Source organism: Aeromonas sp. 62-46 (assembly GCF_001898585.1).
Classification (GTDB): domain Bacteria; phylum Pseudomonadota; class Gammaproteobacteria; order Enterobacterales; family Aeromonadaceae; genus Aeromonas; species Aeromonas caviae.
Genome location: NZ_MKUI01000034.1, coordinates 41,880 through 53,510 on the forward strand (window position 1 = coordinate 41,880; position 11,631 = coordinate 53,510).

An 11,631-nucleotide genomic window follows, 5' to 3' on the forward strand; every position below is an offset into this window, starting at 1 on the left:
ACTGCACTTTCTCTGTAGCAAGGCCTGAGTAATGAAGTTATTTGTTAGAGATTTGACTGTGATCGATTCCAGCTATTTATGCGAGCGCCGCGGCATAGTGGGCGAGAGCTGGCTGGTGGACATCGAGATGAGTGGCGAGCTCAACGAGATGAGCATGTTGCTGGACTTCGGTCGGGTGAAGAAGCTCATCAAGTCGATCATCGATGAAGAGGTGGATCACAAGCTGCTGGTGCCGACGGAATGTCCCCTGGTCCATGTCCACGCGCTGGAGAACGACGAGAGCACCGTGGATCTGCTGCGTCCGGGTCGCGCCATCCACCTGCGCTGCCCGACCCAGGGCTTTGCCTTCATTCCCGCCCCCCAGGTGGATAAGGAGTCGGTGACCCGCTATCTGCTGGGGGTACTGGCCAAGCGTCTGCCCGGCAACATCAAGGATCTCTCCCTGACGTTGCGCTCGGAGCGCATCGAGGGCGCCTTCTACCACTACAGCCACGGCCTCAAGAAGCACGACGGCAACTGCCAGCGCATCGCCCACGGCCACCGCTCTCCCGTCGAGATCCTGGTGGATGGAGAGCGTGACGAGGAGCTGGAGTTCAACTGGGCCGAGCGCTGGGCCGACATCTACCTGGGCACCGAAGAGGACAGGGTGGCCCTTGGCGAACTCGCCCTGAGCGAGCGGGCCGAGGCGTCACTGAAAGAAGGGGACGCTCACTACATCGGCTTCAAGTACGTGGCGCCCCAGGGGCTGTTCCAGCTCGCCATGCCGGCGGCGGAGGTGGAGATGATCGACACCGACACCACCATCGAGTTGCTGGCCCATTACATCGCCCGAGAGGTGAAGAAGCAGGTAGGGGACAAGTTCGTCAAGATTGTCGCCTATGAAGGGGTCGGCAAGGGCGCCATCGCCTACGCCTGATCCCGCGCCGCATGACAGTAAAAAAACAAGGCCCCGCCAATGCGGGGCCTTGTCGTATCGGGTCGTGGCCATCAGGCACTGAGGCGGAAGCGCTGGACCAGCCCCTCCTGCTGCTCGGCAAGGGAGTCGAGCTGCTGGCTGGTCTCGGCGACCCGCTCTATGCCCTGATAGTTGAGATCCGAGATGTCGGAGATGCGGTTGAGGTTGGTGGCGATGTCGGCGCTGGTGGCCTGCTGCTGCTCGGCGGCGGAGGCTATCTGGCTGGACATGTCGCTGATGAGCACCACGATGCCCTGCACCTCTTCCATGGCGTTGTTGGCCTGGGAGCTCTGATCCACGCAGCTGTCCATCTCGCGGGAGCACTCCTGCATCACGTTGACCGCCCGGGCGACGCCTTGCTGCAGGTTCTCGATCATGGTCTGGATTTCGCTGGTGGACTGGGCTGTGCGCCCGGCCAGGTTGCGCACCTCGTCGGCCACCACCGCAAACCCGCGTCCCTGCTCGCCGGCGCGGGCCGCCTCGATGGCGGCGTTGAGGGCCAGCAGGTTGGTCTGCTCGGCGATGCCGCGGATGACGTCGAGGATGTTGCCAATCTGGCCGCTCATGGCGCTCACGTCGCCAATCACCTTGCCGGTCTGCTGCAGCTTGCCCGCGAGCTGGTGGGTGGTGGTGATGTTGCCTGCCATCACCTTGCGCCCCATTTCGGAGGCTTTCTCCACATCCTGCACCCGCTCCAGGGTCTGGTTGGCGGCCTGGGCCACCTCCCGCACCGAGGCCTCCATCTGGGTCATGGCGGCGGCGACCGAGGCGGTCTCCTGACGCTGTTTCTCCAGATCCGCCCGCACCGATTCGGTGGTGTGGCGGTTGTCGTGGGCGGCGCTGTTGAGCTGGGTCGAAGCCTGGGAGAGCTGCTTGAGCACATCCCCCATCTGGTGGATCAGCAGGTTGATCTGGCTGGCGAGCTGGCCGAATTCGTTCTGGCTCTTGAAGCCGACCCGCTGGGTCATGTCGCCCTGGGTCACCTCGGTCAGCACCCGCAGCAGCTCTTTCAGGGGGCGGCGGATGGCCTTGCCCAGGGTGAAGGCCACCAGGATGGCGACGAAGATGGCGATGGCGATGCTGATCCCCTGGGTCAGGGTACTCTGGGTCTGCACCCGATCGGAGGCCTGGATGCTGGCGTTCATCAGCTGCTGGCTCTGGGCGGTGATCCCTTCCAGCTTGTTCTGGATGCTGAGGATGAGCTGGCTCGCCTGCTTGCTCTGCTCGCGCATGGCCTGCTGCTGCTTCATCAGGGCCAGGTATTGGGAGAGCACGCCGTCATTGCCCGTGGTGTCGCGCACGAAGCCATGGACGTAGTGGCCCATGTTGTTGTCGAAGTCCTTGAGCTCCCCCTGGAGATCCTTGATGGTGCTGTTGAAGCCCTCGATCTGCATCTTGTTGCGCTTGAGCGCCGCCTCGATGGGGGCGGGGATGCTCTGGTTGAGGGCATCCATGGTGGAGAGCTCGATGGCGGAGAGCTTGGTGGTCAGGGTCTCGGAGAGCATCTTGATGAAGCTGTCGTCGATGGTGACCATCATGTCCCCCAGGTTCTTCTTGAACTGGGGCAGGCTGACCTGGAACTGGCCCTTGGCCTGATTGACCTTGTGCAGCCGGGTGAGCAGGGCCTCGTGTTCGCCGGGCAGGGTCTGGGTCAGTTGCAGGTAGTCATCCACCAGCTTGACGAGGGCAGTCATGTCCGCCTGCAACTGGGGATGAACCGCCACCTGCTGTTTGAGGCTGGCGACCATCTTGTCGACCTGGCCCTTGGCCTGTTGCAACTCGGCCACTTCCGCCGGCAGTTGCTTGAGATCCTGCTCGGTCAGCACGTCGGTGAGCCATTTGTTGGCGCTGAGCAGGCTTATCTGGGTCTGGCTGCTGGCGAGTACCAGCGGCATGGACTCCTGGGTCACCTGATCCAGGGCGCCGCTGAGTTCGCTCTGGCCGCGAAAGGTCAGTACCGCACTGGCGACCATGACGGCGACCAGGATGGCAAAGCCCAGATAGACTCTCTGTAAGATCGAGAGGTCTGACATTGTTTGTTTCATTATTGTCCCGCTGTCTGTGCAAAAGTCCCTTGCCTGAGTACCCCGTCCCTTTGATACCCTGCATGCCCCGAAGGGGATGCCGTTGTGGTTCGCGGGACGTCTCCTCGCTATCGGTATTCTTCACAATAACTGAAGCGATTGGGACAACGGCTGTGCCAAATGTCGGCTTGTGTCACACTTGGCGCGTTGCGGCGGCCTGTTTGGGAGCCGCTTGAGCTTTGTATTGAATTTTCTTTTTCCTATAAAGGAGTTACCCATGGCGCAAGAAACCATTTTCAGCAAAATCATCCGCAAGGAGATCCCCGCCGACATCCTTTATCAAGACGATCTGGTGACCGCGTTTCGCGACATCCAGCCCAAGGCCAAGACCCATATCCTGATCATTCCCAACGTGCTCATCCCCACCGTCAACGACGTGGAGCCGGATCACGAGCTGGCGCTGGGCCGGATGTTCACCGTGGCCCGCAAGCTCGCCAGCGACGCGGGCATCGCCGAGGACGGCTACCGCCTCATCATGAACTGCAACCGCCACGGCGGGCAGGAGGTCTATCACATCCACCTGCACCTGGTCGGTGGCGAGCCCCTGGGACCCCTGCTGAGCCTGTGATGCGCCTCGTCACGTCGACCGGCCTGCTGTTGGCCGGTCTGCTGCTGGGGGGCTGTGCCTCCCAGTGGAAAGACATGTTCGTCTCCTACTCGGATCAGATGGTGCCCCTGCGCAACCAGCTGCTGCTGGGCCATGCCGCCGAGGCCCTGCCCGAGGTGCGCGAATCGACCCCGGGGGAGGACACCTTCGTGCTCGACCAGCTGGAGAAGGGGCGCATCGCCTGGCTGGCGGGTCAGGACGGCCCCAGCAAGCAGGCCTTTGCCGCCGCCGACAGCCGGCTTGCGTGGGAAGACAATCAGGCAGAGTACCGCCTGAGCCAGGGACTGGCTCAGGCGGGCAGCCTGCTCACCAACGATCAGACCCTGGCTTACCAGGCGCCCGATTACGAGCGCACCATGCTGCACCACTATCTGGCGCTCAACTACTTGCAGCGGGGGGATGCCGACGGCGCCCTGGTAGAGGTGCGCCGTGCCAACCAGGTGCAGGAGCAGGCCCTTAAACGGCGGGCCGACGAGGTGCGCAAGGTCGCGCAGGAGGGGGATCGGGAGGACGAAGCCGGGGAGATGCGCCAGCTGATGTCGCGCGGCGCCCCCGAGCTCGATCGCCTGATAGGCCAGGTGAAAAACGGTTTCCAGAACGCCTACACCTTCTATTTCTCCGGCGTGCTCTACGAGGCGGCCGGGGATCTCAACGACGCCTGGGTCGATTACCAGCGCGGCTACCAGATAGCGCCGGACAACCAGAGCCTGCAGGATGCCCTGCTGCGCCTGGCCCGGCTTCGCGGCTCTCCCGAGGAGCTCAAGGAGACCGAGCAACGGATGGGCCGCAAGGCGCCGCCCTTGGCCAAGGATCAGGGCCAGCTGGTGGTGCTGTTTGAAGATGGCCTGATCCCGGCGCGCCGGGAGCTCTTCCTGCCGCTGCCCATCTCCACCTCCAGCGGCGATTTTCGTACCTTTACCGTGGCGGTGCCCTATTACGACAATCGGGCCAGCGACGGCGCCCCGCTCACCCTGTCGGTGGGCAAGGGGGTGGCGCAGACCAGCGAGCTGGTGAGGCTGGAGGCGCTGGCGGCCAAGGATCTGCAGGAGCGGCTGCCCGGCATGCTGACCCGGCAGGCCCTGCGGCTGGTGGCCAAGGAGCAGGTACGGCGCACTGCCGCCAAGGAGGGGGGGGATGTGGGCAACATCCTGGTGGGGATCTTCAACACCCTCTCGGAGCGGGCGGATACCCGCAGCTGGCTGACGCTGCCCGCCAAGGCCTCGAGCTGGCAGGGGATGGTCCCGGCCGGGAACGTCACCCTGACCCTGGGGGCGGGCAGCGCCATGCGCACCCTGCCACTCAGCGTCCACGCCGGGCGCACCACCCTGGTGTGGGTACAGCGCCTGGGGAGCGGGCTCACGACCCGGGTGATGCCCCTCTAGGGGGAACCGGATATGGCAACTCAGATGAATGACCGGTCAGGCCGACGGCCACCGGCAAGGAGAACAAGATGAAAGCACAAGGGTTGGCCCTGGGCCTGGTTCTGCTGCTGACGGGCTGTGCCACCAATACTTCCGGCGTGGCGCTCTATGGCGCGGCCGGTGCGGCGGCGGTGGCCGAGCAGCATCAAAACGTCAACGTCACCCTGACCGAGCTCAGCCGGCGCCAGCAGAACGGCCTGTTGCAGGTCAACGTGGCGGCGGCCAGCACCCAGCGTGGTGACAACACGCTGCAATATCTCTTCTACTGGTATGACGACGCGGGGCAGGAGGTGGCCAGCGATGGCCGCGGCTGGACCCCCCTCAAGTTGCATGGCTACCAGACCCGTACCCTGTCCGCCCTGGCGCCGAGCCCGGCTGCACGGGGTTACCGGATTTACGTTCGCGAAGTGATGGAGGAATCCTACTGATGAAAATGAATCATGCCCTGCTGATCCTGACCGGCGCCCTGCTGCTGGGCGGCTGCTCCAGCACCACCGTCAGCTATGGCGATCCCACCGAGACCGAGACGGTGACCGTCGATTACGGCTCCTCCGACTTGCAGGCCATCGCCGACAAGATGGCGGATTCCATGCTGGCGTCCCCGGCCACCAGCGAGATCACCGCCGGGGGCCGCCCGGTGATGTTCATGGACTCCATCCGCAACAAGACCTCGGAGCACATCGACACCGAGGCCATCACCGACACTATCCGCACCAAGCTGCTGCGCTCGGGCAAGTTCCGCTTCGTGGACATGAGCAAGGTGGCGGCGGTCAAGCAGCAGCTCGAATACCAGCAGGGCAGCGGCATGGTGGATCCCGCCACCATGGTGCGGCTCGGCAAGCAGACCGGTGCCCGCTACATGGTCTATGGCAACCTCGCCAGCATCGTCAAGGACAACGGCAAGGTGAAGGACGTCTACTACCAGATGACCATGAACCTGATGGATGTGGAGAACGGCGAACTGCTGTGGGCCGATCAGAAAGAGATCCGCAAACAGGCCAAGAAGTCCACCTTTGGCTGGTGAGGACCCGCGGGGGCAGGGGGATCTGGCGGAGCTGGCACTCCTCGCCAGTCTGCCGGCGCCCTGGGATCAGGGGCGCCTTGAGCCGCTGGGCCAGGGCCTGACCAACGGCAACTATCGGCTCAGCCTCCCCACTGGCGAGCAGGCCTTCCTGCGCCGCGGTCATCCGGATCCGGTGCGCCTTGGCATCGACCGGGCCACCGAGTGGCAGCTCTACCAGGGGGCGGTGGGGCAGGGGCTGGCGTTGCCCTGTCATCACGGCGATCCCGCCACCGGCCTGATGCTGCTGGCGTGGTGCGACGAACCCAACTGGGCCGAGCAGGCGCCGCCTCTCGCCGCGCAACCCCGCCTGATGGCGGATGTGCTGGTGCGGCTGCACCGCCTGCCGGTGCCGACCGTGGTGATGGCGGTGCGGGCCCACAGCGGCGGTTATCGGCAGCGTCTGGCCCATATCCCTCCCTGGCTGCCCGCGCTGGAGCGGGCCCTGCTCGCGAGCCGGGAGCCGGACGACTGCTGGCTCCCTTGCCATCACGATCTCAATCCGGCTAACTTGTTGGGGTCGCGGCCCTGGGTCATCGACTGGGAGTACGGCGCCGCCGGCCATCCAGGGTTCGAGGTCGCCAGCATTCAGCGCACCCACGGCTGGAGCGAAGAGCAGCGGTGCCAGTTGGAGAGCTGCTATCTTGAAGCCATGGACGGGGCAGCGACGGGGCTGGGGCACCGGGGATTCCAGGCCGACGCCTTCCTGCCCTGGGTCGATTACATCGGCTTGCTGTGGGCGCTGCTGATGGCCGAACAGCAACCCGGGCCCGAGTATCAGGCCCTGATCGACATCAACCGCCAGCGCCTGGAGTGATGCCCGGCAACGGCCCGCGCGACGCGTGTATTCAATGAATGGGAGGCATGCATGGTGACCACATTCTCATGGCGTCAACCGCGTAGCTGGAGCCTGCTGCTGCTCTGCCTGCTGCTGACGGGTTGCGCCACCCGGGTGATCTACTACTGGCTCGACTCGGCCATCGTCTGGCAACTGGACGACTACTTCTCCCTGGATCGCAGCCAGAAGAAGCTGCTGGACCAGGAGGTGAAGGGGCTGATGGCCTGGCACCGGCAGCATGAGCTGCCCATCTATGCCCGGGATCTCGACGCCCTGGCCAAGGCGGTGGCCAGCCCCATGAGCCCGGCCCAGGTGACCCTGCATCTGGACAGAACCCAGGCGAGCCTGACCCGTACCCTGGAGAACGCCATTCCCCGCACGGTGCGCCTCGCCAAGACCCTGACCGACGATCAGGTGGCTCGCTTCATGGCCGATCGGGTGAAGCGCCAGCAGGAGCGCCAGCACGATTTTGCCACCCAGTCGAAGGCCGAGATGATCAAGGGCTTTCGGGAGAAGATGAATGAGCGCCTGGTGTTCTGGATTGGCAAGGTGAAGCCGGCCCAGGAGCCTCTCATCACGCAGTGGGCCGAGTGGCAATACGAGATGATGGCCCCCTGGCTCGACTTTCAGGAGGCCTGGACCAAGGAGCTGGATCGGCTGATGAAACAGCGCCAGAGCCCGGATTTCGGCCAGGAGCTGACCCGCTTGCTCCAGCAGGGGGACGGCCTGATGGATGGCCGCTTCACCGGCTACACGGACCAGTCCCGCCAGCGCACCATCCAGTGGCTGAGCGATCTCAGCCACTCCATGGATCTCTCCCAGCGGGCCCACCTCTACACCCTGCTCAAGGACTATGCCGAGGACTTCGAGGGCATGACCCGCAGCCGCTGAGGGTGCGGTGAGACAACACAAGGGCGGCGGGCCCCGGGCCTGCCGCCCTTGTTCTTGTGGGGCAGGCTGTGGTAGCTTGCCCTTTCTATTGTGTGGGAATTAACTTTTGAACCTGACCGACAACGTGAAACTGGCGGCGATGACCCTGCTCATCACCCTCGCACTGTTGTTCTCTACCCTCTCGGTGGAGGGGGTCAGGGTACCCGCGTTCCAGCCCTCGGCCCAGCAGGCCCACTCGCTGGCGGAGGGGGCGGCACCTGCCGACGCAAGCCCGGCGGCCCACGGCGTCAGCGGCAGTGACGATGGCATCGTCAAGTTCGTCGGCTCCCACCAGAATCACCTGCTGCGCCTCGAGCACTCCCTGAGCCGGGATCATCAGCCCGGCAGCGTGGTCTACGAGCTGGTGATGAGCTGGTCCCAGCAGGCGATCCTGCTGCTGCTGTGCGGCCTGCTGTTCTATGCCGCCCTCTTCTACCCGGGGACGAGCTTTCGCGATCACTTCGCCGGCATTCACAGGCGCCGCCTGCAGCGCCGGCATCTGCAGTACCGCTTCGCCCAGAGCTTCCTCGCCTGACCCCGATGGGGTCAGCTTGCCACCTGTTGCCTCATCTTCTCTCTGTTGCTGTTCACTTTTAGTGAACGGCTAGGCTGTCTTGTTTCATTTTTTTGCACGGTGCGACCCCGGTGTCGCCCCTTGCCATCGCCTGACAGAGGCCGATTTCATGAGAAAAAAGAGTCATACCGTGTTGAACCGCATGAGCCTGTGGCAGTACGCCCTGTTGCTGCTGATGCTGGTCACGTTCGCGTTCTATTCCCTGCCTACCTTCTTCGGTGAGCAGCCCTCCCTCGGTCTGCACGGCCAGTCGCGCCTGAGCGACGCGCAGCGCACCCTGCTGGCCGAGAACCACATCGACCCCCTCAAGCAGATCGCCCAGGGTGGCCGGATGGCGCTGGTGTTCGCCAGCCAGGGGGAGCAGCAACTGGCCAAGCAGTTGCTGGAGCAGCAGGGGCTGGACAGCGCCGCCCTGACCCTGGAGTTCTACTCCAACGCCCCGGCCTGGATCAGCCGGCTTGGCGCCGATCCCATCAAGCTCGGGCTGGACCTGCGCGGTGGCTCCCAGCTGCTGATCGGGGTGGATGTGGATTTCGTCATCGACAACCAGACCAAGAACCTGGTGGATACCCTGCGCACCCGTTTTCGCGAGGCCAACCTGCGCGGTGCCAGCGTGATGCGCACCGCCCAGGGGAGCGTGGCCGTCACCCTGCCCGACGTGGCGGGGCAGGAGGCCTGGCTCTCCATCATCAAGGAGAGTGCCGGTACCCGCCAGGATCAGTGGACACTGAGCCGTTCCGGCAACGCACTGACCCTGGTGCTGAGCGATGCCGAGCGCACCCTGCTGGTGAACAACGCCGTGACCCAGAACCTGTCGATCCTGAAAAAGCGGATCAACGAGCTCGGCATCGTCGAGGCCTCGGTGGTGCGTCAGGGGCAGGACGGCATCCGCATCGAGCTGCCGGGGGTGCACAACCCCAAGCAGGCGAAAGAGGTGATCGGCGCCACCGCGTCCCTGGCCTTCTATGAAGCCAAGGCCGACAGCCGCTTCTTCATGGCGGATCGCAGCGGCCAGGCGGTGGGGCTGGCCCGCCAGCCGGTGCTGAGCGGCGAGCACATCGTCGATGCCCGCGCCAACATGGGGGAGATGGGGCAGCCCCAGGTCAACATCGTGCTCGACACCCTGGGGGGGAGCAAGATGAACCAGTTCAGCCGCCAGCACGTGGGCAAGCCCATGGCCACCGTCTTCACCGAGTACAAGACCAACGCCGAAGGCAAGCTGCGCGCCCGAAGCGAGGTGATCAACGTCGCCACCATCCAGACCGCCCTTGGCAACCAGTTCCGCATCACCGGGATTGGCAGCCTGCCAGAAGCCCAGGAGCTCGCCATGCTGCTGCGGGCCGGGGCCCTCACCGCGCCGCTGAAGATCCTGGAAGAGCGCAGCATAGGCCCGACCCTGGGTCTGCAGAACATCGAGGCGGGCTTCACCGCCCTGGCGTTCGGCATGGCGGGCATGATGCTGTTCATGATGGCCTGGTATCGCAAGTTCGGCTGGGTCGCCATCACGGCGCTGGTCGCCAACCTGCTGATGCAGGTGGGCATGCTGGCGGTATTGCCGGGGGCCGTGCTGACCCTGCCGGGGATCGCCGGTCTGGTGCTCACCGTCGGCATGGCGGTGGATACCCATGTGCTGATTTTTGAGCGGATCAAGGATCGGCTGCGGGAGGGGGGGAGCCTTGCCAACGCCATCGACTTTGGTTACCGCTCGGCGTTTCGCACCATCTTCGATGCCAACATCACCACCCTCATCTGCGCCGTGGTGCTCTATGCCATCGGCTCCGGGCCGCTGCAAGGCTTCTCCATCACCCTGATCCTGGGGCTCATCTCCAGCATGGTGACCGGCATCTGGGGCACCCGCGCCATCATCAACCCCCTGTGGGGCAACAGCCGCGCCAAGCTGCTGAGGGTTTGACCATGAACCGACTTCATCACCATGACGCCGCGCCCGTGAGTCTGCATGACCTGCGCACCGACTACTTCCTGCCGGGAAGTCTGAACCACCTGACGTCGAGGGAAGAACAATGCTGAGAATGATCCTGGCCATGGGGCTGACCCGCTGGCGCTATATCGGGCTGTGGGCCTCCGTGCTGCTGACCCTGGCCTGCGTGGCCGTCCTTGCGACAAAAGGGCTCGCCCTCGGGCTCGATTTCACCGGCGGGATCCTGCTGGAGTTTCGCATCCAGACCCTGAAGGAGGCCCATGAGCTCAACGCTCTGCTGACGGCGCCCCTGGCGGGGGTGGTGGAGCTGCACGGCGCCGGTGTGCCCGGCGAGTGGCTCATCAAGCTGCCCCCCCACGCGCTGCCCTGGGCGGCGGAGGATCTGGCGACCATGCTGGGGCAGCAACTCGCCCTGCCGGTGGAGCTCTTGCGCACCACCATCGTCGGGCCCCAGGTGGGCGCGGAGCTGTTCCAGCAGGGGATGCTGGCGGTGCTGGTGGCCTCGCTCGCCATCTCCGCCTACCTGGCGGTGCGCTTCGAGTGGCGCCAGGCCATCGGCATCCTGGTGTCGGTGCTGCACGACGGTCTGGTTGCCATCGGGCTGCTCGCGCTCTTTGACATCGAGTTCGACCTCAACGTCATCGCGGGCCTGATGGCGGTGATAGGCTACTCCCTCAACGACAGCATCGTCATTTCGGACCGGTTGCGGGACTTGCTGGGGTCGCGTACCCGCATGGGGATCCACGAGTGCTCGGACGTGGCCATCAAGGCCACCTTCAGCCGCACCATGATCACCTCGGGCACCACCCTCTTTACCGTGGGGGCCCTGCTCCTGTTCGGCGGCGACGCCCTCTACGGCTTCTCCTTCACCCTGTTCGCCGGCATCCTGGTGGGGACGCTCTCCTCCATCACGGTGGCCTCCACCGTGCAGGAGCTGCTGGGGCTCTCCCCCCAGGCCTACCAGAAAAAAGAGGAGGAGCTGGCCGAGGCGGCGTGACCGCCGAACGCCCCGTCACGGGGCACATGGGCGGCCAGTGCGGCCGCCCCGGGCAAAAAAGGAAGGCGAATGCCTTCCTTTTTCCATTCTGCCAGAGGGGGCGCGGCGGTCCCGAAGGCCGGGCTGGGGCGGCGGGTGTGATGCGGCCGAGCAGAAGTTGAAAAGTGTAATGAAATGCATGTTTTAGGCGCTATTTTCGGGGCCCGCTTCGGCTACACTGGCAGGG

At 64.7% G+C, this 11,631-nt stretch carries 11 protein-coding genes; 10 read left to right on the top strand and 1 reads right to left on the bottom strand.

What is annotated here, in order from left to right; genetic code table 11:
- Positions 1–31: 31 nt before the first annotated feature.
- Positions 32–916: a 6-carboxytetrahydropterin synthase gene (locus BGO64_RS11490; RefSeq protein WP_286700691.1), complete on the top strand. Its 885-nt coding sequence runs from the start codon at positions 32–34 to the stop codon at positions 914–916.
- A 71-nt stretch (positions 917–987) separates the two neighbouring features.
- Here BGO64_RS11490 and BGO64_RS11495 read toward each other — a convergent pair whose 3' ends face one another.
- Complete coding sequence (locus BGO64_RS11495) at positions 988–3,000, bottom strand: methyl-accepting chemotaxis protein (protein ID WP_041215416.1); 2,013 nt, start codon at positions 2,998–3,000, stop codon at positions 988–990.
- 256 nt (positions 3,001–3,256) lie between these two features.
- Here BGO64_RS11495 and hinT point away from each other — a divergent pair, with 256 nt between their 5' ends.
- From hinT to secF, 9 genes are all read left to right on the top strand, one after another.
- Positions 3,257–3,607: a purine nucleoside phosphoramidase gene (gene hinT / locus BGO64_RS11500; protein ID WP_010674343.1), complete on the top strand. Its 351-nt coding sequence runs from the start codon at positions 3,257–3,259 to the stop codon at positions 3,605–3,607.
- Positions 3,607–5,028, top strand: coding sequence for a COG3014 family protein (locus tag BGO64_RS11505; protein ID WP_286700692.1), 1,422 nt, complete (start codon positions 3,607–3,609; stop codon positions 5,026–5,028). The genes hinT and BGO64_RS11505 overlap by 1 nt, the downstream gene beginning before the upstream one ends.
- A 68-nt stretch (positions 5,029–5,096) precedes the next feature.
- Complete coding sequence (locus BGO64_RS11510) at positions 5,097–5,495, top strand: YcfL family putative periplasmic lipoprotein (RefSeq protein ID WP_010674345.1); 399 nt, start codon at positions 5,097–5,099, stop codon at positions 5,493–5,495.
- Positions 5,495–6,091: a penicillin-binding protein activator LpoB gene (gene lpoB / locus BGO64_RS11515; protein WP_010674346.1), complete on the top strand. Its 597-nt coding sequence runs from the start codon at positions 5,495–5,497 to the stop codon at positions 6,089–6,091. Before BGO64_RS11510 ends, lpoB begins: the two co-directional genes overlap by 1 nt.
- The gene (locus BGO64_RS11520) at positions 6,081–6,944 is read left to right on the top strand and encodes a phosphotransferase (RefSeq protein WP_201887678.1); all 864 of its coding nucleotides are present in this window, start codon (positions 6,081–6,083) and stop codon (positions 6,942–6,944) included. The genes lpoB and BGO64_RS11520 overlap by 11 nt, the downstream gene beginning before the upstream one ends.
- Positions 6,945–6,995: 51 nt before the next feature.
- Positions 6,996–7,856, top strand: coding sequence for a DUF6279 family lipoprotein (locus BGO64_RS11525; protein WP_042017226.1), 861 nt, complete (start codon positions 6,996–6,998; stop codon positions 7,854–7,856).
- Between the two features lie 106 nt (positions 7,857–7,962).
- A complete protein-coding gene (locus tag BGO64_RS11530; RefSeq protein ID WP_045525161.1) occupies positions 7,963–8,430 on the top strand; it encodes a hypothetical protein in 468 nt (155 codons plus the stop codon).
- A gap of 148 nt (positions 8,431–8,578) precedes the next feature.
- Positions 8,579–10,381, top strand: a complete 1,803-nt coding sequence (gene secD / locus BGO64_RS11535) for a protein translocase subunit SecD (protein ID WP_029314367.1) — start codon at positions 8,579–8,581, stop codon at positions 10,379–10,381.
- Positions 10,382–10,490: 109 nt separating this feature from the next.
- Positions 10,491–11,405, top strand: a complete 915-nt coding sequence (gene secF, locus BGO64_RS11540; protein WP_029314368.1) for a protein translocase subunit SecF — start codon at positions 10,491–10,493, stop codon at positions 11,403–11,405.
- Positions 11,406–11,631 lie beyond the last annotated feature (226 nt).